The sequence below is a fragment of the Colwellia sp. genome (assembly GCF_013215345.1).
Taxonomy (GTDB): domain Bacteria; phylum Pseudomonadota; class Gammaproteobacteria; order Enterobacterales; family Alteromonadaceae; genus Colwellia.
Genome location: NZ_JABSOV010000017.1, coordinates 6,462 through 33,127, shown reverse-complemented (window position 1 = coordinate 33,127; position 26,666 = coordinate 6,462). Strand labels below are relative to the sequence as shown.

The 26,666-nt window shown below is 40.6% G+C and carries 25 protein-coding genes; 5 read left to right on the top strand and 20 right to left on the bottom strand.

All coding sequences use genetic code 11. The annotated features are described in order from the left end of the window. Window positions 1-53 precede the first annotated feature (53 nt). The 16 genes from fliQ to HRT50_RS03595 form a co-directional block, all read right to left on the bottom strand. Window positions 54-323 carry a flagellar biosynthesis protein FliQ gene (gene fliQ / locus HRT50_RS03670; RefSeq protein WP_291611441.1) on the bottom strand — a complete coding sequence of 90 codons (270 nt, stop codon included), beginning with the start codon at window positions 321-323 and terminating at the stop codon, window positions 54-56. A gap of 76 nt (window positions 324-399) precedes the next feature. Beyond that, window positions 400-1,158, bottom strand: a complete 759-nt coding sequence (fliP, locus tag HRT50_RS03665; RefSeq protein WP_291611439.1) for a flagellar type III secretion system pore protein FliP — start codon at window positions 1,156-1,158, stop codon at window positions 400-402. 353 nt (window positions 1,159-1,511) lie between these two features. After that, a complete protein-coding gene (gene fliO / locus HRT50_RS03660) occupies window positions 1,512-2,108 on the bottom strand; it encodes a flagellar biosynthetic protein FliO (protein WP_291611437.1) in 597 nt (198 codons plus the stop codon). A gap of 54 nt (window positions 2,109-2,162) precedes the next feature. Continuing rightward, a complete protein-coding gene (gene fliN, locus HRT50_RS03655; RefSeq protein ID WP_291611435.1) occupies window positions 2,163-2,567 on the bottom strand; it encodes a flagellar motor switch protein FliN in 405 nt (134 codons plus the stop codon). Window positions 2,568-2,631: 64 nt separating this feature from the next. Next, window positions 2,632-3,696, bottom strand: coding sequence for a flagellar motor switch protein FliM (gene fliM / locus HRT50_RS03650; protein ID WP_291611433.1), 1,065 nt, complete (start codon window positions 3,694-3,696; stop codon window positions 2,632-2,634). 160 nt (window positions 3,697-3,856) lie between these two features. Next, window positions 3,857-4,417 carry a flagellar basal body-associated protein FliL gene (gene fliL, locus HRT50_RS03645; RefSeq protein ID WP_291611431.1) on the bottom strand — a complete coding sequence of 187 codons (561 nt, stop codon included), beginning with the start codon at window positions 4,415-4,417 and terminating at the stop codon, window positions 3,857-3,859. A gap of 138 nt (window positions 4,418-4,555) precedes the next feature. After that, window positions 4,556-6,634: a flagellar hook-length control protein FliK gene (locus HRT50_RS03640; protein ID WP_291611429.1), complete on the bottom strand. Its 2,079-nt coding sequence runs from the start codon at window positions 6,632-6,634 to the stop codon at window positions 4,556-4,558. Window positions 6,635-6,836: 202 nt separating this feature from the next. Beyond that, on the bottom strand, window positions 6,837-7,280 hold the full coding sequence (gene fliJ / locus HRT50_RS03635) for a flagellar export protein FliJ (RefSeq protein WP_291611427.1): 444 nt from the start codon (window positions 7,278-7,280) through the stop codon (window positions 6,837-6,839). A 52-nt stretch (window positions 7,281-7,332) separates the two neighbouring features. Further along, entirely contained in the window at window positions 7,333-8,688 is a 1,356-nt protein-coding gene (gene fliI, locus HRT50_RS03630; RefSeq protein WP_291611425.1) for a flagellar protein export ATPase FliI, read from the bottom strand. A 73-nt stretch (window positions 8,689-8,761) separates the two neighbouring features. Then, window positions 8,762-9,553, bottom strand: a complete 792-nt coding sequence (fliH, locus tag HRT50_RS03625; protein ID WP_291611423.1) for a flagellar assembly protein FliH — start codon at window positions 9,551-9,553, stop codon at window positions 8,762-8,764. Window positions 9,554-9,652: 99 nt separating this feature from the next. Further along, window positions 9,653-10,708: a flagellar motor switch protein FliG gene (gene fliG / locus HRT50_RS03620; protein ID WP_291611421.1), complete on the bottom strand. Its 1,056-nt coding sequence runs from the start codon at window positions 10,706-10,708 to the stop codon at window positions 9,653-9,655. After that, window positions 10,701-12,392: a flagellar basal-body MS-ring/collar protein FliF gene (gene fliF, locus HRT50_RS03615; protein ID WP_291611501.1), complete on the bottom strand. Its 1,692-nt coding sequence runs from the start codon at window positions 12,390-12,392 to the stop codon at window positions 10,701-10,703. Before fliF ends, fliG begins: the two co-directional genes overlap by 8 nt. Before the next feature lie 215 nt (window positions 12,393-12,607). Next, window positions 12,608-12,970 (bottom strand): flagellar hook-basal body complex protein FliE, encoded by a 363-nt coding sequence (fliE, locus tag HRT50_RS03610; protein WP_291611419.1) that lies wholly within the window; start codon window positions 12,968-12,970, stop codon window positions 12,608-12,610. Window positions 12,971-13,192: 222 nt separating this feature from the next. Further along, the gene (locus HRT50_RS03605; protein ID WP_291611417.1) at window positions 13,193-14,533 is read right to left on the bottom strand and encodes a sigma-54 dependent transcriptional regulator; all 1,341 of its coding nucleotides are present in this window, start codon (window positions 14,531-14,533) and stop codon (window positions 13,193-13,195) included. Then, window positions 14,533-15,819 carry a PAS domain-containing sensor histidine kinase gene (locus HRT50_RS03600; protein ID WP_291611415.1) on the bottom strand — a complete coding sequence of 429 codons (1,287 nt, stop codon included), beginning with the start codon at window positions 15,817-15,819 and terminating at the stop codon, window positions 14,533-14,535. Before HRT50_RS03600 ends, HRT50_RS03605 begins: the two co-directional genes overlap by 1 nt. A 164-nt stretch (window positions 15,820-15,983) precedes the next feature. Beyond that, window positions 15,984-17,495 carry a sigma-54-dependent Fis family transcriptional regulator gene (locus HRT50_RS03595; RefSeq protein WP_291611413.1) on the bottom strand — a complete coding sequence of 504 codons (1,512 nt, stop codon included), beginning with the start codon at window positions 17,493-17,495 and terminating at the stop codon, window positions 15,984-15,986. A gap of 121 nt (window positions 17,496-17,616) precedes the next feature. Between HRT50_RS03595 and HRT50_RS03590 the strand changes: the two genes are divergently transcribed. The 5 genes from HRT50_RS03590 to HRT50_RS03570 all read left to right on the top strand — a co-directional run bounded on the left by HRT50_RS03590 (window position 17,617) and on the right by HRT50_RS03570 (window position 21,268). Next, the gene (locus HRT50_RS03590; protein WP_367238760.1) at window positions 17,617-19,482 is read left to right on the top strand and encodes a flagellinolysin; all 1,866 of its coding nucleotides are present in this window, start codon (window positions 17,617-17,619) and stop codon (window positions 19,480-19,482) included. A gap of 177 nt (window positions 19,483-19,659) precedes the next feature. Continuing rightward, entirely contained in the window at window positions 19,660-19,962 is a 303-nt protein-coding gene (locus HRT50_RS03585) for a hypothetical protein (RefSeq protein WP_291611411.1), read from the top strand. A 146-nt stretch (window positions 19,963-20,108) separates the two neighbouring features. Further along, on the top strand, window positions 20,109-20,507 hold the full coding sequence (gene fliS / locus HRT50_RS03580) for a flagellar export chaperone FliS (protein ID WP_291611410.1): 399 nt from the start codon (window positions 20,109-20,111) through the stop codon (window positions 20,505-20,507). Next, window positions 20,507-20,902 carry a hypothetical protein gene (locus HRT50_RS03575; protein WP_291611408.1) on the top strand — a complete coding sequence of 132 codons (396 nt, stop codon included), beginning with the start codon at window positions 20,507-20,509 and terminating at the stop codon, window positions 20,900-20,902. Before fliS ends, HRT50_RS03575 begins: the two co-directional genes overlap by 1 nt. 54 nt (window positions 20,903-20,956) lie before the next feature. Then, a complete protein-coding gene (locus HRT50_RS03570) occupies window positions 20,957-21,268 on the top strand; it encodes a hypothetical protein (RefSeq protein ID WP_291611406.1) in 312 nt (103 codons plus the stop codon). 61 nt (window positions 21,269-21,329) lie between these two features. Here the strand turns inward: HRT50_RS03570 and fliD are convergent, their stop codons facing one another. From fliD to HRT50_RS03550, 4 genes are all read right to left on the bottom strand, one after another. Next, entirely contained in the window at window positions 21,330-23,069 is a 1,740-nt protein-coding gene (fliD, locus tag HRT50_RS03565; protein ID WP_291611404.1) for a flagellar filament capping protein FliD, read from the bottom strand. A 97-nt stretch (window positions 23,070-23,166) separates the two neighbouring features. Next, the gene (locus HRT50_RS03560; RefSeq protein ID WP_291611402.1) at window positions 23,167-23,562 is read right to left on the bottom strand and encodes a flagellar protein FlaG; all 396 of its coding nucleotides are present in this window, start codon (window positions 23,560-23,562) and stop codon (window positions 23,167-23,169) included. 178 nt (window positions 23,563-23,740) lie between these two features. Then, the gene (locus HRT50_RS03555) at window positions 23,741-25,153 is read right to left on the bottom strand and encodes a flagellin (protein ID WP_291611400.1); all 1,413 of its coding nucleotides are present in this window, start codon (window positions 25,151-25,153) and stop codon (window positions 23,741-23,743) included. A 352-nt stretch (window positions 25,154-25,505) separates the two neighbouring features. Further along, the coding region (locus HRT50_RS03550; protein WP_291611398.1) for a flagellin at window positions 25,506-26,666 on the bottom strand (1,161 nt) is incomplete at its 5' end.

Sequence of the window (26,666 nt, the reverse complement as noted above, 5' to 3'; positions counted from 1 at the left end):
TCCGCTAACGGTTGTGTTAAAGACCATAATCAGAGGTGATACAAAGCTAACCATTAGATAATAACACTGGGAATACTAGCAATAAGGCGAATGGTATAGTCCATAATTTTTTGTAATAGCCAATGCCCACCAATAATCAAAGAAAGTAAGGTGACAATTAATCGCGGTAAAAAACTTAAGGTCTGCTCATTAATTGAAGTAGCCGCTTGAAAAACAGCAACCATTAACCCCACCGCAAGACTGGGCAAGATGATAGCACTTACTAGTATGATAACGAGTAATAATGCATCACCGAGTATATCTACATAGATTTCAGGTCCCATAAGCTACTCTCTTGTCTACCCTATTTATTAAATGTTAGTGAATCACTATTGCAGCAGAAATAGCTTCGCAGTTTCACTAACGTCCCATACCATAGCTGGTTGCGATAGTACCAATCACTAAGTTCCAACCATCAACCAAAACAAATAACATCAGTTTAAAAGGTAAAGAGACAATCATAGGCGATAGCATCATCATACCCATTGCCATCAAAATACTGGCGACAACTAAATCAATGATTAAAAAAGGAATAAATAATATAAAACCAATTTGAAAAGCGGTTTTTAATTCACTGATTATAAAAGCAGGGATGATTACCGTCATAGGTAAATCAGTTGGATTGTCTACCGCTTCAATACCAGCCATACCGGCTAAGGTATCAAGATCTTTAATACGAGTTTGCTCCAACATAAAAGCACGCAACGGTATCTTGCCAAGGTTGATAGCTTCACTAGAGGTTAACTGCTCTGCTATATAGGGCTGAATGGCCGTTCTATCTATTTGATTATAGACTGGCGTCATAATGAACAGCGTCATAAAAAGCGTTAAGCCGATAATGACTTGATTCGACGGTGTTTGCTGAAGACCAAAAGCTTGTCGTAAAATAGCCATAATCACCACGATGCGGGTAAATGACGTCATCATTATAACAGCAGCAGGAATAAAGCTGAGCGCGGTCATAAAAATGAGTATTTGTAAATTTACCGAATACTCCTGCGAGCCATCGGGGTTCGTGGTGAGTGTTAATGCTGACAATGATAAATCTTCGGCAAATGCGCCAAAACTCACAGTGAGTAAGGATAAAGCTATGATGATGAATAACGAAATTCTTTTCATGGTTCCCTGAACATCCTAAATTTATAAGCCTAACTTATACCAATCGGACTAATTAATCGATCACTTAACGAGAATTAAAGGCTTAGAGGCAAGGCATTGATTGTAGAGAATGGTTGTTCCCTTGTCAAAATCAATAACGCTGCCTATATGCCTTTTAAACTCGCCCTTTGGGAGCTCAGTAGCAAACTGATAACTTCACAAAACGAATGAAATATAGAGTAACTATGTTTAACTCATTTTGTTTGTTCTAAGCTCGCTATTGAAGTTCTAAGTTGGTCGATTTATTAATCCATTTGGTATTAAAGGCAAACTTTAATAATATAATGGTAATCTAACTTTTAAAACAATAGCCACTACGACTTTTTAGCGGATAAAAAAGACAATATATTTTTTGGCAAAGCTGCAGTATTAATACCTTGCTTAGTTAGTGGCTCTGCTAACGTTTCCAATAAGGTGATTTGTTGAGCAGTTACCCCAAGCAGTAATTGTTGCTCACCTACTTGCACCACTATCAATCGCTCTTTAGTACCTAAGGACAGACTGGTGATGACTTTAAGCTGGCTAATGCCTTGCTGGGAAAGATTAAAACGCTTGAGCACAAAGGCACAGATAATAATTAACGCCAAAACCATCAACAAAGATAAAATCATACTGCCAGCATTCATGTTAGACATCACATGTTTGCCAACCTCAGGAGTGTTATTGACCGTTCTACCATCTAAAGATACTGGTGCATTCAAACCATCCTCAGCCATGCTTTCATTAGCCTTGTCTTTATCAACTATGCTGTCATGACCAGCAACCTCTGCAATTATAGCTTTGTGAGCTGAGTGGTTTTCAGTGACAGTACTATCAACAGTGCTATCGACTGTACTATCTTGTGCTAGCGCCAGCAAAGATAGTAAGTAACAGCTAATAGCAAAAAAAACACGCATTATTTTTATTATCATAGATTAAATATCTTTGTTCATGTCAGAGTAACTTTATAAGCTTAATAGCTTTATCTATTTTAACTTTTTAATACGTTCAACTTGGCTAATCACATCTGTTAAGCGAATACCAAACTTATCATTCACCACTACCACTTCACCGTGAGCAATCAAGGTGCCATTAACTAAGACATCAAGTGACTCACCAGCAACTCTATCCAATTCAACTACAGAGCCTTGATTCAATTGTAATAAGTTTCGAATACTAATATGACTTCGGCCAACTTCCATAGAAATAGTCACAGGAATATCTAAAATAGCATCAAGCTTACGCTTTTCTGCACCGGTAATAGGTGCATCTTCCTCAGTGAGTTCTTCTAGCTCAACAGTTTCAGCACCTTCACCGGCAACTCTGGCTTCGGCTTGTTCATCTAGCGCCTCATCCCACATACTTAAATCTTCGTCTTTATCGTCACTCATACCGCTGGCCTCAATTTATAAATTTGGTTCAAATAGGTCGACTTACTTTATTCTGAAAAATAGTTTATAAGTCATCTTCTAGCAGATGAAGCTCTGCATCACTATCAAGGCGTTTTCCACCTTTAGTTAAAATGGTTAATTCAGATTTAACCGACTCTGGTCGCTTAATTTTCGATTCGATTTTCAAGGCTATATTATCTCGACTGCGCCCTAGTTTAGCTCTAAAAGTAGGTAAGTCTTCAATTAACACAGTAATGTGTTCAGGCATTTCAATAGGGATAATATCACCGGCTTGTAATTCCATAAGTTGACTTAAAGGAATATCAACCTCAATAAATTTAGTATTGATGGCGACGGGCACATCCATAATCTCATCACGAAGCGCCTTTGACCAACGCATATCGGTGTCTTCTTTATCACTTTGCACACCAGCATCAAGTAACTCACGAATGGGCTCGAGCATTGAATAAGGCAAAGCAATATGGAAATCACCACCACCACCGTCTAACTCAATGTGAAAAGAGCTTATAACCACCACTTCTGTTGGACTAACAATATTTGCCATCGATGGGTTAACTTCTGAGTCTAAATACTCAAACGAAACATCCATTACCGGCGACCAAGCTTCTTTGTAATCTTCAAAAATCAGCTTTAATAGCATTTGAATAATGCGGCGTTCTGTCGGGGTGAATTCTCGACCCTCTATTTTTGCATGATAGCGGCCATCACCACCAAAAAAGTTATCGACTAGAATAAAAACTAAGCGAGCTTCCATGGTGATTAATGCTGTGCCTTTTAATGGACGAAAACGTACCATATTCAGACTAGTGGGGACAAACAAGGTATGTATGTACTCACCAAACTTAATCATCTGAATGCCATTAATAGAGACTTCTGCTGTACGGCGCATCATATTAAATAAGCTAATACGCATATGGCGAGCAAAGCGTTCGTTGACCATTTCCAAGGTTGGCATGCGACCACGAACAATACGATCCTGTGAAGAGAAGTCATAATCAGAGGTGCCGTCTTTCGATTGAACGACATCCTCAACATCCTCTTCGTCTTCAACATCATCAACACCATGTAATAAGGCATCAATCTCGTCTTGGGATAATAAATCACTCACTCGATAGTCTCTTCTTAATTATCAATACAAACATCAATGTAAGTGTTAATTTAACTCTTATATTGATGATTAATTTAACGTTATCTTTTACTGTTAACTTCTACTGTCAACCTGTGCTATTAACTTTTATTGCTAACTTATTGCGGCTATGCTCTGCTAGCTATTGCATGACAAAACCAGTAAAAAGTACCTTTTCTACGGTTTTATCACCTTCTACATCTGTCATTATTTTCTGAACAGCCGCTAACGACTGCTGCTTTAAGGAAGCCTTCCCGGCACTTGTTGCCAAATCATCGGCGTTAGCTTGAGAGAAAACCCCCAGTAAAGTACTTTCAATTAGCGGAATATGCATTTTAGCATTCTCTTCATTATCGCCACCACGAACCAGCAATTGCACCCGTATTTCGACAAAACGGTCACGGGCAGCGCCAGGTACATTAAAGCGAAACGGTCTAGGCATTGGTACGTATAAAGCAGAGCCCAATTGTGCACCTGAATCAGCTTCAACCACTGCAGCTTCGCCGCTATCACTATCTAATGCCGCATCGATATCTACTTGACTGGTACTTGTACCGCTATCGCCCATTAAGAAGAAGTAACCTGCACCACCACCGCCGAGCAAAACAACAACCGCAATGATGATAATCATCATTTTTTTCTTTTTTCCTGAGTTATCTAGCTCTAACTCGCCGTCTTTACCATTTTCTTTTTCGTCTGCCATGAGAATCCTTTAAATTTACCGCCATAAAAAATCAAAATAATAGTGACTAATTAATGACATAGTATTTATTGATAGACTATATCCTTGAATACTCTTTGAGCCAATGTGTTTTCATCAACTTAACTTCATTTTAGCCAATTAAGCATAGTAATCTACGCCTGTTGCAGAAGAATCAAACAACTTAGCCGATAAAGCGTGCTCTACCGTATCATCACCTTCATCTAGGCTTGTTGATAATGATGCTCTATCATTATCAGAGTTTGCATTATTTTCATCATTACTTTGCTGCTGATTTTGTTGCTCAACATTAGCTTCGCCGACATCGACGCCCTGCTCTGCAAGCATATCCCTTAATTTAGACATATTCTGCTCTAATGCGTCTTTGGCTTGTTGGTTTTGCACAACAAAATTAACGCTTGCTTGCTCACCTTGTAAATTAACACGCACTTGCATATTGCCAAACTCAGGCGGATCCAGAGTGATATCAAATTGCTGTAGCTTCTGGTTAATCATCAGCATAACTTTGTCTTTGACTGCATCGGCAAAGTCTTTTCTAAAGATGGCTATGGTTTCTTGCTGAAGTTGCACATTATTTTTCTGAATTTGCGCAGTATCGCTAGCAACGGTATGACTGAGTACTTCGGATGCTTGATGCTCAACATAGGCATCATTGCCTTGTTTAGTTTGTGTAGCTTGCATGGTTAGTGCTTGTGACTCAGCGAAAGAACGTGTGCTAATATTGTCGCTCACCTTACTCGTTACTTTTACCCCCTGCTCCACTGGTTTTTCTTGTGACAACAGCATAGCTTCATCATATTCAGCACTAGTATCATCAATGGCTTGCTGTTCACTGCTTACTGATTGACTTTGCTGCTGAGCCTGTTGCAATGCTTGTACTTGGGCATTGGTCAACAAGGGTTGTTTTATTTGTGTATCTAAAGGCTGCTCTTTCGCCGTAACGTCATTAGTAGCTAGTGTTTGAGAAGCTCGCTCTGTCATCACCTTATCTAAATCCACCTTGCTTAGCTGTGCATTCGTTGCATTAATGGCATTAGCTGATTGGTCCAATTTAGACTTACTAGGACTAGCCTTATTAGTCATTGCTGCAAGTGCATTGTTAGCGTTTTTAGTTGCCTGTTCACTTGCTTCAGCGGCATCACCTGCCAATTCGACATTGTTCTCACCTGAAGGTTTAGCTGCTGAACTGGCATTACTTTCACTTATGGCCGCTTTAGTTTTAGCTGCAGATTCTTTCACTAATGCCTCTTTAGCCAAAAGCAACTCACCTCCAGCGGTCAACTTTCCTTTGACAATAGGTTCAACGGGCAATTGGTATAAACCTGAGTCTACCTGCTCAGAAAGTTGGCCTTTACTGGCTACTGCAACGCTCGCCGCTAAATCGGTGACTTTATTATTTTTCAGCTGTTCGACAGTTAATTTGGCATTCATTAACTGCTCGCTAGTGATACTTTGGCTTTTAATAGTGCTTTGCTGTGACTGTAACAATTGTTGGTAATCTTTTAACACTTTATCGCTAGGTTGCAGCGCTAAAGCCCCCTCTTTTAACTGAGCTCTGGCGAGTAAGTCTTCTTTTGAAAAAGCTTTAAGTTTATGCTCGCTAGATTGCTCATCAGCGTCTAGGCTAATTTTTTCACTTTGATTCTTAACATCAGTAATGTCGGCGGTACCATTAATGGCAGGGTTAATTTGTTTGCTATTAGCCTGCTCACTCTTGTTTGATTTGTCCGCGGCATTAGTTAACGTTTGATCGCTATTATAAAGTAGCGCAATAAACTGCTCAGATTCAGTTAATGCTTTATTGTTGGCTGGATTATCTTCATCTTTCTCACCCTCTTTCGCCAAGGGGTTAGTTGCCGGCGACTGCTCGGTATTATCTAAATTGGTATTGTCTTGATTGCCATGACTTTCATTGGCAGTACCTTGTGCCGCAGGGTCACTTTCTTGGCGGCTATTGACTTCATCGGTGTCATTTTTGCCGTCAGCGGCAATAGCATTACCATGCGTTGCCGAAGATAATGCTGCTTTTCTTTGCGACTCCCGGTCAGTTGTTACTTTACTTTCATCGCTGACATGTTGTTCAACCAAACGAGAAAACTCAGCCTCTTTATCTCGACTTTCTGATGAAGTAGAAGAGCCTTTAGTTTTTAAATCAGTATCTTGTGATACAAAAACAGGTAAAACACTTGCTGATTGCATAGTCATTCCAATTGTCGAAATTAGCTAAAATAATAAAATTCATGCGGCGTATTACTAAACATTCTCGCCTTAAAACGCTCATCTAAACGCTATATAAGCCCTTTGCTAGTTATTTGTTAGTGCTTTACTAGCTATGTATAAGTTAAGTACAGCAATAATCATTCCAATAACTCAATTTAAAACTTAGCATGTCGCAATATAACTAACGCTTTGGGCGGCGTACAAATTGCTGAGTGGCGATTTCGTCAAACATCTTCTGTTCCGCTCTGTCTGCTGCTACTGCCAGTTTTTGTAAACGCTTATCACGTAATAGTTCAACTGCTTTCACCTTTTGCCTTTGTTTAAGCCAAATACTTTTACTTTGAACAACTAATGCTTTTGCTTGATTCATCGCTATTTCTACTTGCGCTGAAGCGGTATCAAGTTTAGCGATAAAGGCATGGTAATGGCTGTAAGTAGCGCTGTCTAAGCCTTGCTCTGCGCGTTGACTTAATCGCTTCATATACTCTAAGCGGTAATCTGCCACACCTTGTAAGCGGGTAATATTTTGTTGATACTCATTTTCAGCAATTTTTAACTGATCGGCACAGCGTTGCTCGTTATCTTTTTCAAACTTTAATATGGTATTTAGTTGCTTCATTGCCATTAAATTTACTCTTTAAATCAATGCTCTTATATCAAGTGAGCTAAATAAAAACCTACGCTTTCTGTTGATTATGAGCATGGGCTGCAGCAATAATTTCTTGTAGCTGAGCAATACTTTGATCATAGGGGATCACTTCATTAATCTTTTGCTGTAAAAAGAAGTTAATCACTGGTAGCACGTTGATTGCTTGATCAATGCGTGGATCATTACCTTTGGTATAAGCTCCGATAGCAATAAGATCTTTATTTTGCTGATAAAGGGCATACATTTGTTTTAGCTGCTTTGCCAATTCTTGGTGTTCATCACTGGTTACCGCAGGCATAACCCGTGAAATAGAGCCTTCAATATTTACCGCGGGATAATGTCCTGCATCGGCTAACTCTCGAGACAAGACCACATGACCATCTAAAATAGCACGCGCCGCATCAGCAATAGGGTCTTGCAAATCATCACCTTCGGTTAATACCGTATAAAAGGCGGTGATAGAGCCTTGTCCTTCGCCGCCATTACCGGCACGTTCAACTAATTGCGGTAATTTTGAAAACACTGACGGCGGATAACCCTTGGTTGCTGGAGGCTCACCTACCGCTAAGGCTATTTCACGCTGTGCTTGGGCGTAGCGCGTTAAGGAATCAAGTAATAACAAGACATTTAAACCTTGATCACGAAAATACTCACTAATTTGTACTGCCGTTTCACAGCCTTTTAGGCGCATTAACGGTGAATTATCTGCTGGAGCAGCGACGACAACGGCGCGCTTAAGCCCTTCTTCTCCTAAAATTTCTTCGATAAATTCTTTTACTTCACGGCCACGCTCCCCCACTAAGCCAACAACGACAACATCAGCTGTAGTGCCGCGAGTCATCATGCCCATAAGCACACTTTTACCAACGCCTGAGCCAGCAAAAAGCCCCATTCGTTGACCTTTACCAATACTAATAAAACTATTAATGGAGCGAACACCCACATCAAGTACTTCGGTGATGGCTCGTCGAGACAGTGGGTTCATCGGTTTACTATCATGATGGTAATCATCATCTGATTTAATCGGCCCTTTACCATCGAGGGGTTTGCCGACACCGTTAATTACCCGGCCGAGTAAGTCCATAGATAAAGGTACCTTAAACTTACTGGAAATAGGTAATACTCGCGCACCTGGCATAACACCACGAAGACTTTCTTCTGGCATTAAATAAGTAATATCTTGGGCAAAACCAACCACCTCAGCAAGTAAATCACCATGTGCGGTTTCAACCAAACATTGGCTACCAACATGTGCTTTTACGCCAACCGCTTCTAGCGTTAAACCAACAACACGTACTAAGCGACCGGCAACAGGTGCCTTGAAGTCATGAATAAATTGTTGGCTTTTTTTTAAACGCTCAGTTAAACGTAAGCTATCAACCATAGGATTGTTTACCTTTAGAAAAAAATTTCAAACTTAAAAAGTATTAAACTATAAACCATCAAGCCCCAATAAATTAAGAACTTTGATGTAAGGCTTCTTGCAAGAAAGGTTCCAGCACTTGTTTTAGTCTTGCTTTCATTTGTAAGTCGATATTTGAGGTGCTGTTTTCTATTTGACAGCTACCTTGAGGGAGTTGAGGTGCCGGCAGTAAACGCCAGCCTTGCTCGGCAATATGCTCTGCGCCAAATTGCGCTTCGACTAAATTAATATCGTTTGGATTTAAACATATTTGGGTTTGTGCATCGCTGCTAGGTAAACTCTTGATGCCGGTAGCTATTGCCGTCATTAAAATGTCGGGGTTGGTTTTCGCTTCATGTAACACCACAGCTTCTGTTAGCTGTAAAACTAAATTAAGTAACTGCTCTTCGACATTTTTTTCCACGCTAGCCAGTGGCTGGTGTAATTGTTCAATTAATTTTTGCCATTTATCACTTTGTTGCTCAATTTGCTCTTTACCTTGAGCTAATCCTTGTTCAGTACCTTCTTTAATACCTTGTAGCTGCCCTTCTTCTAACCCTTTAGCTTTACCTTCTTCATAACCTTTGCTGAAGCCTTCTTCTTTGCCCTGATTAAAGCCCTCTTCACTGGCAGCTATTCGAATATCGTCAATCTCTTGTGCTGTCAGTGGCTGTGGCTCAGCTTCTTCCGGCTCAGGTGGTTCATAGACCCAGTTACTTTTTTTACCAAAAGCATTGGTTTTATCTTTATCTGCTGAACTAGGTTGACCTTGGACATCTGGTAAAGACCAAACATCGGTGACATCCTCTGATGACGCTTTTATAATACGAATGGGTAGTTTTGACATGAGTGTACCTTTACTGCGCTAATTCAAGCTAAGCTCGGTAAAACAGAGCTTAGCTAATTTGGGATGAGCTTACATGAAATGAGCTAAGCTAGCTTGATGTTATAAGAACTCATCGCCACCGCCACCGCCGCCCAGCATAATTTCGCCTGCGTCAGATAATCGTCGAGCAACTGACAGAATTTCTTTTTGCGCCGCTTCCACTTCACTTATGCGTACCGGCCCCATAGCTTCTAAATCATCAGCCATCATTTCCGCAGCACGTTTAGACATATTACTCATTATCTTATCTTTTAGTGCTTCATCCGTGCCTTTAATCGCTTTCATTAAGGCTTCTTGCTGTACTTCACGTAAGATAGCTTGCATACCGCGATCATCCACATCGGCAAGGTTTTCAAAGACAAACATCAAGTCTTGAATTTGTTGACTCATTTCTTCATCATTTTCACGGATTGAGTCCATTAACATACCTTCAACATTAGTATCTAGGTAGTTCATTATATCTGCAGCCGCTTTTAAGCCGCCCATTTTCGCCGCTTGAGCGCCCGCTTGACCGGCGAACTGTTTCTCCATAATCTCGTTTAATTCTTGCAAGGCTGCCGGTTGTACTTCTTCTAAATTGGCAATACGCATCATCAAGTCTAATCGGACTTTATCGGTAAATTGACTCATGATCTCAGCAGATTGCTCTGGCTCAAGATATGATAAAACAATGGTTTGTATTTGAGGATGTTCATTACGAATAATGTTGGCTACTTGCTTAGAGTCCATCCACTTCAATGAATCAAGACCTTTAGCACCACCACCCATAACAATTTGATCGATTAAATTACCGGCTTTGTCTTCACCTAATGCCGCAGTTAACGCTCTACGAACAAACTCCTCACTTTGGAAACCAATGGTAGAGAAGTTTTGTATTTCATGAATAAAGAGTTTATGCACAGCAGTGATTTTTTCTTGCGTAAAATCTTGCATTGCCGCCATAACTGTACCTACTTGCTGTACTTGTTTTGGCTCAAGGTGCTTTAATATTTGCGCAGCATCTTCTTCCGATAAGCTAAGCAATAGTATTGCCGCTTTTTCAGAGCCTTCTAGCTTTTCTACATCGAAGCCTGCAGGGGCTGCGGCTAATTCGCCGACTTCTTGTTCATCACTCATCTTCGTTCAACCAACTTTTCACTACTTGCGATGATAATTCTGGCTCATTTGCTACTAGCGCACGAACCGCCTTAAGTATGTCTTCGTCTCGATGTAGATCAGGTAACTGTAAACTGCCATCTGGAGCAAATCCTACCGCACCTGCATCAAAATCTGAGGTCAGCATATCCATAGTTTCATCACCTAAATCAATATGGCTGTCTAGTGACTTATCACCATAATCATCAGGGGTTTGGTCTGGGTAGATTAAACGTTTCAGCATAGGGCGAACAACCGCTAATATTAAAACGATAATAACCAAGGCGCCTAACACTAATTTTAGCACTTTAACAAACCAAGGTTGTTGCCAGATAGGTATTTCTGCTACCACACCAAAATCAGGACGGTTAAAAGGAATGGTAAGCACTTCTAAAACATCGCCACGCTGTAAATCAAAACCAATACTACCTTGTAATAACCGGCGAATACTAGCAACCTCAACCGCCGAGCGAGGTACAATGGTAGCTACTGGTGCATCGACACCCGCTTCAGCAGGGGTAGTTGCTGCGCCGGCAACATAATCAAGAGCCACAGAAACACTAACCCGTCTGATAATGCCTGTTTGCGATTTGGTATGACTAATCGCTTCATCAAGCTCATAATTTTTTGTCGACTCTGAATGTTTGCGACTCGGCATACTTTTCTTTTGACCGCCAACAGCATTTTCAGGAATAACCGACTCAATAGGCGGCTGGTTAGTTAACGCGCCAGGAATGCCTCCTAAAGCGCCACCTATATTACTGGTTTCAATACTCATCTCACTACGTAGCGCGGGTAAATCAGCATTATAACGGCGCTGGGTTTCTTCAACATTAGTGAAATCCATAGTGACATCTACTTGCGCGGTATAGTTACCAAGACCTACCACGGGAATAAGAATACTATCAATTTTATTCAGGTACTCTTGTTCGCGCTTTTGTTCAATCTCAAACTCATTACGAGAGCGGGATGAAAAAGAATTTTGCGAGCCAGAATTAAGTAAACGACCATTTTGATCGGTAACTGTGACACGATTTGGCTTTAAACCTTGTACTGCCGAGGCAATAATATCGACCACAGCATCAACTTCTTCATCGGATAAAATTTTTCCTCGACGCATGGTTAACACCACAGTAGCGGATGGGCTTTTTTCGCGACGAGCAAAAACATTTTCACGTGGGATAGCTAATAAAACTTTAGCACGACTAATACTTTGCAGTTGCGCTACGGTTTTGCCCAGTTGTTGCTCTCGGCCATATTGTAATCGCTCTCGTTCAAGGCGTTGGCTAACGCCAAAGCCCATGTCTTTCATTAGAATATCTTCACCTTCTGAAAGCTCATCGTTCAAGCCTTCGCGTGCGAGTAATAATTTAACATTTTGATATTCATCGGTAGGTACTGAAATAGTGTTGTTTTCTTGACGGTATTCCACTTGATTAGCATCAAGGAAATCCATGGTGGTAATCAGTTGTTTCGTTGGCAACTTCGACAAGAAGCGATACTCCGGCTCATTGGCTAGCATAATGACAAATACCGCAATAGCCAAACAAATAGCCAAGGCAACCACTATGGTCATTTGCCTTAAAATATCAACATTGCCTAATGAGGCAGCGAATCCTGATTTTTGCTCTTCCATCGCACCACTATCGGCTTCGCTGGCAAGCATATCACCGCTATCAGTTGCTACCATTGCGTTTGTATCAGACACTTTACTTCTCCGCTGTACTGTTATTTTAACAAGGTATTCTATCGACGAATAATACCAATAATATTGTTATTTAGTTGAGGAAAAACCATCAAAAGCAAGGCACTTGAATGAGATATAGCTCGTCTATTTCGATTGAAAGTAACGCAGCTATTGCTGCGTTTAGGCCAACTAAATTAGACTGGCATGCTCATTATCTCTTTATATGCTTCAACAAACTTATTACGTATTTGTATGGTGGCATCCAGGGCAATACCTGATTTAGATGAAGCAATCATCACCTCAGCCAGGGTGACGTTAGAGTCACCCATCTCAAAAGATCTTTTCAGGTCACCTGATTCTTTTTGCAATTCATTAACGCTTTGTAAGGCATCCGTTAGCATGCTACCAAAGCTACTGCTTGAGTCATTGATTTTGCCGACACTGTTACCATTAATACCATTGACACCTATGGCATCAGCTGAAGGTAATTTGTTACCCATGGCTTGTAGCGACATATTTTGCATTTGGCTATATAGAGAGTTGCTTTTGATATCCATAGTGCGCTCACTTTTGTCAATATTTTTACGTTAAACAAGATATATCAGTGAGACTGCAAGCATAGTGCCAATAGCGTTATTTATACCAAGAGGGGGGATAACTAATAGAAAAAGCCATTTTACTAGTAAATAGCAATAATGGCTTTTGATTTTGTTAGCGGTATTTTTCTGCGTAGTTGTCACTATCCGTTAGTGATAACTAAGCAGGGAAAAGTGAAAAGACTATGCTGGGATTTCTATACCTGAGTCGCGCATTTTTGCAATTTTATAACGTAAGGTACGTGGGCTAATACCTAAGCGCTCGGCAACCGCTTTGCGACTACCATGGCAAGCTTGTAAGGTATCAAGAATGATTTGATGCTCTTGCAACTTCAATTCACTGCCTAGCTTATCTTCCTTGTGAGTGATTTGCTCCGACTCTATCACCAATGCAGTATCAAAGTTTTCAATCATTAAGTCGCTCGCATCAATCAGCTGGTCCGTATGTAAGATAAGTGCTCTTTGGATAACATTATCTAATTCACGAACATTACCAGGCCAATGGTAAGCGTTAAGTTTACTCCGGGCAGCACTCGAAAACTCGGGGATACACTCGCCATTTTTTTGACAATGACGGGAAACTAAGTGTTCAGCTAAGACAAATATATCATCAACTCTCTGCGCTAAAGATAACCATGTAAGTGGGAAAACGTTAAGGCGATAATATAGATCTTCTCGAAAGCTCCCATCACTTACCGCAGCTTTTAAGTCTCTATTACTGGTCGCTATAACACGGACATCGAGGCTAATGATTTTTCTGCCACCTAAACGCTCGACTTCACGTTCTTGTAATACCCGTAAAATTTTGGCTTGTAACCCTAAGTCCATTTCGGTGATTTCATCAAGCAAAATAGTGCCGCCCTGAGCTTGTTCAAACTTTCCTGGACAGGCTTGGATAGCACCAGTAAAAGCGCCTTTTTCATAACCAAATAAGGTAGCTTCCAGCATGTTTTCAGGAATTGCCGCGCAGTTGATAGCAATAAAAGCTTGCTCACTTCGTTTAGAGTGGTTATGTACATATTGCGCTAATACTTCTTTACCTGAGCCACTGGGTCCAAGGATCATCACAGAAGCATCTGTACTGGCGACTTTCTTAGCTAAAATGAGTAGTTCTAATGAGCGTTTATCGGCAACTATAGGCTCATTTTTATTAACCTTTTTCGGCGGGATATATTGGCTAACCATATTGAGTAACACTTGCGGAGCAAAAGGCTTAGCAATATAGTTACAAGCACCATCTCGCATAGCTTGTACCGCATCATCAATAGTGCCATATGCTGTCATCAATAACACCGGTAAGTTTACCTGGTGATTTTTAATGCTTCTAAGTAACGATAAACCCGACATACCACCCATTTGCACATCACTGACAACAATATCAACTTGCTGGTTTTTCAACTGTAATAATGCCGCTTCACCGGAGTCAGCCTCTATACAGCGATAACCCGCTAATGACAAGGTATCAACTAAGGCTTCACGTAAACCGGCATCATCTTCAACCACAAGAATTTTATGTTCAGTCATTAGCACTCTCCCACTGGACTATCGTTCATCACGCTACCCTGCTCGAGTAGCGGTAATTTAATAACAAAATGTGCACCTGTATCGGCCTGGTTAAGTAAATTCACCTCACCTTGATGAGCGTTTATCACGGATTTGACCACAGCTAAACCAAGACCTGTGCCTTTACTGCTTGAGGTATAAAAAGGCTGAAAAATTTTATCGCTAAATTTAGCGTCAATGCCAGGCCCATTGTCCTTAACACTTAAATAAAGATGGTTACTTTGGCTATACACTTGAATATTTATCATGGGAGCAATGATTTTAGTACCTCTGGTCGCTGGTAAAGCGCTCGTGGCATTTAAGGCGTTGTGCAATAAGTTTTGAATAGCGCCTGTTAAGGCATTTTTATTACCTAAGATATAAAGCTCGTTTTCAGAGACCTGTACTTTGACTTCTGCGCCAGCTTTACTTATTAGCGCGTCCATAGAAGTAACCGCATCATCAATCAAGGCATTAACGGCGATAGGCGCAACAACTTGCTCCTTACCACTTTTAGAAAAAAGCAGCATATCATTAACTTGCTGCTCTAAATCATGCAAACGGGCGTTTAATTTCTCTTGAAAGTTAACCCGTGCTGTTTCTGGTAATTTATTGCTAGTTAAGTTTTCACCATACAAAATCGCAGCAGATAAAGGCGTTCGAATTTGATGAGCCAGGGTGGAAACCATTTTCCCTAATGAGGAAAGACGCTGCATTTGCGCTATTTTATCTTGTAATAAACGGGTTTCGGTGAGGTCGGTGATCATGATTAACTGTCCAGGCTGAGCACCTAAACTGGTGATTTCTAATTTAACCCGGCGACCATCTTTCAGAGAAATTTCATGCCAATCACCTTCACGTGGATTAAATGAACGGGCTATAACATTAAACCAAGGTTGACCTAGTATTGGCTCATCAAGTAAATCTCTAGCTACCTGGTTTATCTTTACCACAATCCCATTACCATCAAGCATAACTAGGCCTGTTGGCATTAATTCTATCAGCTGATCGGCTAATAAAATATCACTAGGACCCTGCTTTTCTGTGCTTAATTTTGGTGTATGGTTAGTGTTAACCAGAGTACGTGGTGAGAAGCTATGCTTTTTACTCTGTATTACTTGTACTCGCAAAGCAGCTAATTCTCCGGGGAACTTTTCTTGCTCCAGCAAAGACGATTTAGTAGCCTCGGCACCATTAACAGAGTTAAGCGCAGCAATGGCGCTTGACTCTATCATAGGGGGGGATGCTGCAGGTATTGCTTGTGCCATAACTTGTGCCATACATAAGTACTCAGAAAAACTATCTAATACTTACAAAGCATTTAGTATGCCACTATTTTACCTTTATATTTCAAATAGATAAAAGTAGAACTAACAAGAAAAACTAAACAATACTGTCAATCTATTGACCTTATACTAAATACTAAGTCAAATTATTCACTTGGCTTTTGTAAATCATATTTACGCATTTTTTCAACTAAGGTAGTTCTGCGCATGCCAAGGGTTTCAGCCGCTCGGGCAACGACAAAGTCATGTTTAATTAATGACTGTTTGATTAAAGATACCTCTAAATCCGCTAGGTGCTCTTTTAAGTTTAAACCGTCGGTCGGTAACAAGGCAGCATCTACAGAGTTTTGCGCTTCATTGGCCACATGTGTCTCTACTTGAGGTTCATCACTAAGGTCTTCATCATCATCGTCATAATCAAAGCCCGAGAAAAGCGCATTGATGACATCTTGCTCTTGTAACTCTTCAGGGTATTCAGGATTATAAACTTGTACATCAATATGTTGATATTTAAAGGGCAGCTCTGCTACATCGACAATTTGCTCACCGTACATAATCAGCATACGCTCAATTAAATTGGATAGTTCACGTACGTTACCAGCCCATGGATGTTCCATTAGTGACTCGATGGCTTTTTCGGTAAAACGCAGTGTTTTCCCTTGTTCGTGTTCAAAACGTGTCAGTAGCTCTTTTAATAGCAACGGGATATCTTCTTTGCGCTCACGCAATGCCGGTGTTTCTATAGGGAAGACATTCAAACGATAAAACAAGTCTTCTCTAAAACTGCCGGCTTTGATCATTTCTTCAAGATCTTGATGAGTAGCCGCAATAATACGGACATTGGCTTTGATGCTTTTGCTACCGCCGACACGTTCAAAAGTACGCTCTTGTAATACCCTGAGCAATTTTACCTGCATAGGTTGTGGCATATCACCAATTTCATCTAAAAAGAGTGTGCCGCCTTCAGCTAATTCAAAACGCCCTTTACGGGTAGAAATCGCGCCAGTAAAAGCGCCCTTCTCATGACCAAACAATTCACTTTCTAGCAGCTCTGCGGGAATGGCACCGCAGTTAAGAGGGACAAAAGGCGCTTTTGCGCGTTCAGATAAATTATGGATATTACGCGCAACCACCTCTTTACCTGTGCCTGATTCACCGAGCACTAAAACACTAGCGGGGGTTTTCGCAACTTGTTCAATTAAAAAACGTACCTGAGCCATCATCTCACTGCTACCAATAAGTGAGCGAAACAAGGCACTGCTGCCTAATTTCATCGCCTTGCGCGGTAGTTTATTATGGTATTGATGGCAATGATGAATAAGCTCGGTTAGTTGAGCATAGTTAAGTGGGGCAAAAAGCGTACCGATAACATTAACACTGCTCGCTAGCTCATTGGCATCTAAGACATCATGCAAAATAAAAGGCACACTGGGATTGGCTTTAATTAAGCTAACGCAATCGATACTGACATTGCCGGTTAATATTACCGTAAGAATATGACTAGTGTCTGACAGCATTTTACCTGCTTGCTCTTGTGAGCAATGGATATAGTGCTCACCGACAAAGGCGAGTATGGTAGTAAGCTGCTGACTTCTTCCTGCGTCATTATCTACCACTAAAATTTGTTTGTGGCCAATTAATGTTGCTGTTTCATTCATAACTGATTCTTCACTGCTAATGCTAACGTATTATTTTTAATGTCGTTTTATAGCGACAGTGGCAATTTTAGCCGTAAATTAAATTTAAGCAACAAAAAGTTGACGCCTAGTAGTCATTTATTTGTCGTCAAGGATAAGTAAAAACATAAAAAATGGTGCAACATCTACTCAAGGAATAATTACGGCTGCCGATAAACAACTATTGCCACACTATGAAGATGATATTTGCGTGATTAGTATCAATACCAACACAACAAGCTTGTTTCTACAGCGCCAGCTCACAGATAATTCTAATAAATTATCTGTGTCTTTCGCTCGCTTGTCATCTGGTATGCGCATTAATTCAGCCGCAGATGATGCCGCAGGTTTACAAAGATCAAATAAGCTTACCTCACAAGTTAATGGTTTGGCGGTTGCTCAGCGTAATGCCAATGATGGTGTATCTTTGGCGCAAACCACGGAAGGCGCATTGGAAGAAGTGACTAACATTCTTTTTAGATTACGCGACCTTTCACTACAAGCCAGTAATGGCGTATTATCACCCGATGATAAAGCAGCGTTGAATAAAGAAAGCGAGCAGTTAAAGCAAGAGCTTGACCGTATTAATAAAACCACCACCTTTGGTGGTAATACTGTTTTTGACCAAACCGATAGAGTTGGCCTAGGTGGCGCCAATGAGGCCGAAAGAAATATTCTGGGTGTATTACAAAGTGGTGTTTTGGCAGAATCTGAAAATATCATTCAGAGTGTTTTAGGTCTATCTGGAGATGGCGCAAAATTTAAAATCGACCTTGAAAATGTCGATGGCGTCGGTGGCAAGCTTGCATCGGTTTCCTTTCTCGGTGGCGCGACTGGCACTGAATTAGTAATGACCATAGATTTAGATGATTTTTCAACACTCGATGCCAATAAAGTAAAACAATTAAAATCCACCTTATTGCATGAGATGACTCATGCGGTAATGGCTAATCAAATGGATCTAACCTCAGTACCTATATGGTTTTCTGAAGGCACCGCTGAAGCTGTTAGTGGTGCTGATGATAGAGTAGCTGCCGACATTGGCGCTTTTGGTTTGACCGCTTTAAGAAATCAAACAAATGCCATTTTTACCGCAATACCTGGCGCGGCACCAACAACGGGGATTCAAATAGCAGGCGTATATTCTGGTGGCTATATCGCTATGCGTTTTTTAGAAGATCAAATAGGTGAAACCGGTGTTAAAGATATTATGGCCAGTTTAGCCGCTGGCAATAGCTTTGATGGCGCGCTTGCTGCACAAGGTGCCTTTGCTGATATTACCACCTTGCAAACGGCCTTAATGACAGGCACTAACTTTGAAGACTTTGTTACCGCCAATATCAATACAGCAAATGCTGATAATGGTGCCTTTGGCGGTTTAGATGCTGCTGGCGGACCAAGTAGAGAAGAAACCATTGTTGGTGCCACTAGTGCTAAAACCACGGTGAATTTTGATAGTTATTTTGTCAATGGCGATGATGATACTACCAATGCTGACTTTGGTCCCGGTAATAACTGGGATCCAACTAGCTTTAATGAAGTCGCCCTAGAAGACTACAGCACAGCAGTAACGATTAGTGGTAAAACAACGTCTTTTCAAATAGGTGCTGATGCCGAGCAAACTTTAAATGTAAAAGTTGCCGGTTTTTCCAGTGATAATCTTGGTTTAGACGCTGTTGATCTGGTCGCTGATTCACAGTTCTCTACCACCCTGATAGATACGGCACTACAATTTGTCGATAATCAGCGTTCACACCTTGGGGCTTTTATCAATAGACTTGAGCACACCATGAGTAACCTAAATAACATCCAAGTAAATGTTATGGCAAGTCGCTCTAGAATTCAAGATACTGACTTTGCCTATGAAACTGCACGGTTAACATCACAACAAATTAAACAACAAGCGACCACTGCTATGATGAGCCACGCTAATGCTATGCCGGAATTAATGTTAAAACTATTAACTTAAAATAATTAACTTAAAACAAGCAAGACGCCTGTAATACTGCTGTGATGAATCCCCGCTAACCGCCCTTTTAATTACACTTTAAATTGTCCTGCTGTAAATGTTAATCTATGCGTCAAAAAAAAATGGCACAATTTATGAATGGCTGATTATAGACCTATAAAATAATTGGAAAATATAATGCTAATATTAAACGGCAGTGCTGAATATATGTTGACAAGTGGCGAACAAGTTAAAGGTAATAGACACGGCTTTAATATGTTTGTAAAACATGATGAATTAACCACCCAATTGCAAGATATTGAACAATATCTTATTGCTAGAGGCTGGGATAACATTGAAATTACCGATAATGGCCTTATTGAAAATATTGAAGGCATAAACCATGCAGTGTTAATTGAAGCATTTAAAAAAGCACAAAATGAAGGGCTATCTGTTGTCGTTAACAATACTGCAATGAATACCGCAGTGGCAATGAGTTAACCCTTGAAGACAATACTAAGACAAGACTAATATAATAAGAATACTATCACCGTCATCGACGGGCAAAGCAGCGCTTGCTTAAAGTGACAAAAGTATGCTTTTAATATATAACACATAATAGGTGTTATTATTTTTTGGAGTAAATAATGGCTCATTTATCATTAAAAAAATATCAACAAACAACGGTAAGCAATGCCGGTGAGGCTTCCCCATATCGCCTTGTGGCAATGCTATTTCAAAAACTACTGGATAATATAGCAACGGCTAAGGGCGCTATCAGCCAAAAGGACTACGCGAAAAAAGGCGAGCAGATATCGAATGCTATTGCTATTGTCGGGGTGTTAGAAGGCTCTTTAGACCATGAAAAAGGCGGTGAGATCTCAGGTAATTTATCGGCATTATATAATTTTTGTTCTGAAAAATTATTTGAAGCGAATACCAATAATGACATTGAATTACTCAATGAAGTTGCCCAGATCATTATTCCGATAAAATCAGGTTGGGATGCAATTCCACCCGCAGAGCAAGGTAAAGTGAGCTTTTAGTGACTAATAACATAAAAGCTAGCCTTGAAACGATCAATAAACTATCGCAATTATTAATAGCGCAACTTGATGCTCGAATCGAGAATACTGAGCGTGATAACAGTCAGCAAACCTTAACTGTCGCTTCATCAACTAACGACACAGACCAAGATAGTGAGCAATATAGTGACCAACAGCTGGCAAAATTAGTAACTGAGCGGCATGCTCTCATTAGCCAGTTATTTAACACGTATACGCAAGAGCAATTAAGTGTAGAACTACCGCTTATCAATGAGCTGGTATCACTTGATAATCAATTAACGTCAAAATCACAGCACAATAAACAAACCCTTGCAGCGAAAATTTTAAAGTTAAAGAAAAGCAAGAAAGTCTCTAAGCTCTATCAGAAGTATTAAATTAATCTATACTTAGGTTAAGATTTAGACAGCGAAGATAGTGTTGAGGTGCTTATGTCTATTATTAACCCACTGACTGCAGGTAGTGATATAGCACGTGCTCTGTCTCAAACAAGTACATCCCCTCCTAAAGAATCACCTTTAAAGCCTGAGCTAGGTAGTTTCGCTACTGATGTGGTAAAAATTTCTAGATTAGGCTTAGAGAAACAACAAAAAGAGATACACATTGAGGCATCAAGGAAAATTGAAGATATTGCCAATGAGGTTATCAGAATAAGCTCAACTATTGGCAGAGCTCGCTCAATAGGTAATTTAACCCCACACCAAGCCAGTGAGTTGTACAGTAAGATTGCCAATTTGCTTTAATGCAAAACTCTATGTTCTAGTGGCTTGCAACTAAAAACAAATAAAACCAACTTAGTTAGAATTATTTACTCTTTCTCACCACACCCGGCATATTATCAAGCTGTGCCATTAAATACGAACTAGTGTTGTTCATTTGAGCGACCATCAAATCCATAGCATTGTATTGCGCAAAGAGTCTTGCTTCTAGCGAGTTCATTTTAAATTGAAAGGCTTCCAAATCACTGCTTAGTTTGTCAATCTGGGTATTTTTACCATCAATTCGTTGTTGAATGACACCGTCTTTATCGGTATAAAAGCCAATAAAGGTACTCATATCATTAACAAAACCGTTGTCGCCGTCGGCACCTAAGAGAAAAGTTTGCACGGCATCTGGATCTTGCTCTATCAAATCATCTAGAGTCTCTTGCTCAAAACTTAATTTACCATCACGTTCGGTGCGAACGCCAAGCTGAGACAAGGTTAAGGTATTACCATTACCCGAATCAAATGCTTTATTAAACTGGCCGCGAATTTTACTCATTACGCCACGGAGCATGGAATCTCCCGCCAAGACACCAGTACCACCTTCACCCACTTGACCCAGTTGATTACTTAAATCAACCAAAGCATTAAAGCTTTCGATGAAAGTATTGATGCCACTAGCCACGTTTTTATTATCTTCAGTTATTGATATTTTACTAATATCATCATCAACACCATGAATTTTCTTAGCCGTTATATCAATACCGTCAATTACACCTTTAAACTCATTGGTACTACTGGTTGCTGTAATAGTACCATCAATAGTAATTTTGGCATCTGTCGCAGTGCCAGTTTCAGCCATGTTTTCAACATTAGCACTGGCGATCATATTAGTCGTAGTAAATTGAGAAATGCCTAAGCCGTCTACGTTATTTGTATCATCATCTGCAGCTGTAACAGTAATTGCATGTGCAGCACCGGGCTCTATACTACTAAAAACCAAATAGTCACTGGTACCGTCATTAACAATACTTGCTCTTACAGAGTTGTTATTACTGTTACTATTAATTGTCTCCATAATGTCAGACAAAGTATCTGCAGCGTCAATAGTCACAGTAAAATCGTTGTCATCTGAATTAAAGGTTAGTGTTCCTGAGCCCACGGTATCAGAGGAAGAAAAACCATTAGCAGAGGTGAGTTTATTTGTAGCATCAAATGCTAATCGTGATAAACCAAGGTTGTCGGCATTATTACCATCACTAATATCATCTACCGTCACTTTAATGGCATTGGCGACGCCAGTTTCTTTACTATTGAGCACCAAATGTTGCCCTGAGGCATCTGTGATTATGGTCGCTGAAACTGATTTGTTATCACCACTGTCATTAATGGCATCACGTATTTCACTTAAAGTTGCTGTGGCAGAAACACTGACATTAAAGTTGTTACTGCCCGACTCTATGGTTAAAGTGCCTTCACCGACAGCTTCAGTATCGGTTATGGCACCAGACATCAACTTATGAGCACTGGCTAACGCCTCAACTTCAATTGAATATTTACCAATTTCCGCTTCTTTATCTGAGCTGAGACCGATAAAATCATCGCGACCGGTGGCGGTGCGTTGTTGGTATTGGTCAACGTCACCTAGGCCTTCAAAAGAAGCGGTTACGGCTTCAAGGGCAGACTTTAAGGCACCCACGGCTGAAATATCTGTGGTGAATGCACCTTGTTGACGAGCTAAGCGAGACTCATAAGGAATCTTTTCAGCATTAACAATAGCTTCAACAATATCGCTTACTTGTAAGCCAGAGCCAATACCTGTAAATGAAATACTTGCCATAAGAGTCTCCTTAACCTATATCCTGCTAATATAAATAATATACCTAGCTAAACTGCATTAAATTTAATTTTACTTTGTTAAGCTTAGCTAAACTCAGCTAAACTTTAGCATCAATAAACCCGCCAACCATGTCGGACAGTTTAGACACTAATGTTAGCACTTCTTCAGATGGAAACTGCTTTAACAAGTCACCTGATTCTCTATCGAAAACTTTAATGACATCACGGCCAGAGTCTTTATCAACAGAAAATTCTAAACTACGATTTAAGTCCCCAACAAAGTCTTGCAATTGTTGCGCCACCTTCTCTAACTGTTTGGTGGTCAATGGTTGAGTAACCTCGTTCTCTTCAGTAACTTTTTGTTCAACATTAACTTTATCTTGCTGCTCGCTCTTAGTTATAGCACTGCTATTTGCACTAGCATCACCAGCACGTTTAAATTCAGACGCTAAGCTAGTTAACCCTAGGTCAGTACCATTTTGGACTACACTCATGGCATGCTCCTTGTTTAAATTACACCACGTACTTTTACAATGAATCAGTTACGCTATTAATCAGTATAAATTGTCGTGGTCAGTTTATCAAAACACAAAAAGGAAGGAGTATTGGCTCCTTCCTTTTTTACTTTTTACTTTAGGTCGAACCTGGGCCTAAACCTGAACCTTAAGTATACTAACCAATTAGGCTTAATGCAGCTTGTGGTAACTGGTTAGACTGAGCCAAGATTGACGTACCTGCCTGTTGCAAGATTTGGTTTTTAGTCATTATTGCAGTTTCTGAGGCGAAGTCAGTATCTTGAATTCGGCTACGAGATGCTGATACATTTTCAGATACGTTAGCTAAGTTACTAATAGTATGTGAAAAACGGTTTTGTACCGCACCTAAATCAGCACGTTGACTATCAATTTGTGCTAATGCCGCATCAATAGTTTGTAAGGCTGACTGTGCACCTGTGCTATCACTACCTGATATATCTATAGCTTCAACACTATTTAATGCGGCCGTACCACCTGTTGCCGCCATACCACCACCTAGGATTTCATTAACCGTTGCACCTGAAATACCAATTTTATCTGGTGAACTTAATTCTAAGCTTGACGAAACTGAGTGAGCAGCACCTGCTGTACCGCCACCTAATGAAGCAGTACCAGCAATTGTACCTGCGATTTCAATACCATTTACACCACTAGCTTTAATTGATAATGCGCCAGTAGCTGCATCGGTAACTACTACATCATAGCCATCAGCAACCATATCTTCTGCTAAACGCGCTGAATCACCGCCGTAAGTAGCTAAATCGTATGTGTCTGTACCGATATTTAAATCACCCGTTGAGGCAGAATCTAAAGTAGTAAGCGTGGTAGATAATATAGCTTCTGCGTTTACACCCGTTGCTGCACCATTAATTGTCGTTGCTATATCAGCGGCACCTTGACCAGCACCAATAGCAATTGCTGTACCATTTAAACTTAAAGTATCAGCCGTAGTACCATGGTTAGCTGCTAACGCTGTATCTTCTGCATCCCCTAAAGAGGCTGCCGCTGCTGCAGTACCAGGACCAGTAACACTAAAGGCACCAATAGCATCGGCAGACGTATTGGTTAAAGAAACATTAATGGTTTCATTGGCGTTAGCACCCACTTGAAACTGCTTAGTACCAAAGGTACCGTCAAGTAAGCTAGTTGCACCAAACTTGGTAGTTTCAGCGATACGGGTTAATTCTTGTTGTAAAGCACCAACTTCTTTTTGTAGCGCTTTACGGTCATCGGCAGAGTTTGAACCGTTAGCCGATTGTAGAGATAAATCACGCATACGTTGTAAGATGTTTGAAGATTCCTGCATCGCGCCTTCAGCCGTTTGCGCCATTGAAATACCGTCATTGGCATTTCGTTGCGCTACACCTAAACCATTTACTTGAGACGTTAAACGGTTAGCGATTTGCATACCAGCAGCATCGTCTTTAGCACTGTTAATACGCATACCAGATGATAAACGTTGCATTGAAGTTTGTAAGCCTTCACTTGACTTACTTAAGTTACGTTGAGCGTTAAGTGACGCGGTATTCGTGATTACTGATAAAGCCATGGTAAACTCCTGATTACAAAATGTAATTGTTTAGTTAGTTGTATTAACCAGGAGCCGTTAATCAACCGATAAGGTTATCAACATATCAATCAAAGCAGCTCCGTTCTAAACACCTTAACGGCAGCGGAGAAATTAACTTTAATCTTTTTAGTAAAAAAGATTAAAGAATATACACCGCCATTTTACCCGGTGCACTTTGACAAGCTAAGAACATAAAATACAAATACTAATTTATCAGTAACTTAAATATAAAAATCTAGCTAAACATAAGTTGAAAACTTAAGGTTGTGGACATAAAAAAAGCTAAACATTAACTGCTTAGCCTTGTATTCCAGTACTTTTTTTACCTTTCTTAGCCACCGAGTAAACTAATTGCCGCTTGCGGAATTTGGTTTGCTTGCGCCAAAATACTGGTACCCGCTTGTTGAAGAATTTGATTTTTAGTCATTTCTGCGGTTTCTTTGGCAAAGTCAGTATCTTGAATACGACTCCGTGATGAAGAAACATTCTCTTGCACGTTTGCCAAGTTACTGATTGTATGAGTAAAACGGTTTTGCACCGCACCTAAACCAGCCCTTGCTGAATCTATTTGTGCTAAAGCCGCATCAATTACCTCTACCGCTGATTGAGAATTTTCCGCGGTGACGCCTGAAATATCTATAGCCTCAACCGAGTTCAACGCACTTGCCCCGCCGCTAGCGGCAACATTACCACCAGCAAAACCTTGCCCGAGTATTTCATTTACTGTGTTACCTGAAATACCAATTTTTGCCGATGAGGATAGCTGTAACTCTGCTGAGTGAGAAAGTGCACCTACTCCTGAAGTCAATAGACCACCTGGAGGCCCCATCTGAATAGTACCACCGGCAGCAGCTGTTACTTCAAAGCCATCTATATCTGTTGCGACAACATCTATACCGCCAGCACCAGCATTGAGGTCTTTGTCAAATACAGCGTTATAACCAGCGGCTTGTAAGTCTTCAGCAAGACGCTCCATATCACCGCCGTAAGAGGCTAAGACAAAGGTATCTTCTACTGCACCTTCTTTATAGATATTAAAGGTACCAGCATCTGAAGCTGACAAGCCTTGGATGCGGGTAGAAAGCACAGCCTCGGCATTAACCCCGGTAGAGGCATCGGTAATGTTTTTTGCGATAGTTGATGCGCCATCACTGTTAGCAAAGGCAACATTAGTACCATTGATATTCCAGGTATCTGCGGTAGTACCCATATTCGCACCTAGCAGTGATGCTTCAACATCACCAAGACTATTAGTCGGCGCGGCTGTACCGGCCCCTTGAATTTGATGGGCACCGATAGCATTTGCCGCCATATTACCTAGGGTGACATTAATTGTTTCATTGGCGTTAGCGCCTACCTGAAACTGTTTAGTGCCGAAGCTACCATCAAGCAAGCTAGTTGCACCGAACTTTGTAGTTTCAGAAATACGGGTTAGCTCTTGCTGTAAAGCCCCTACTTCTTTTTGTAGTGCTTTTAATCGACTTATTTCATC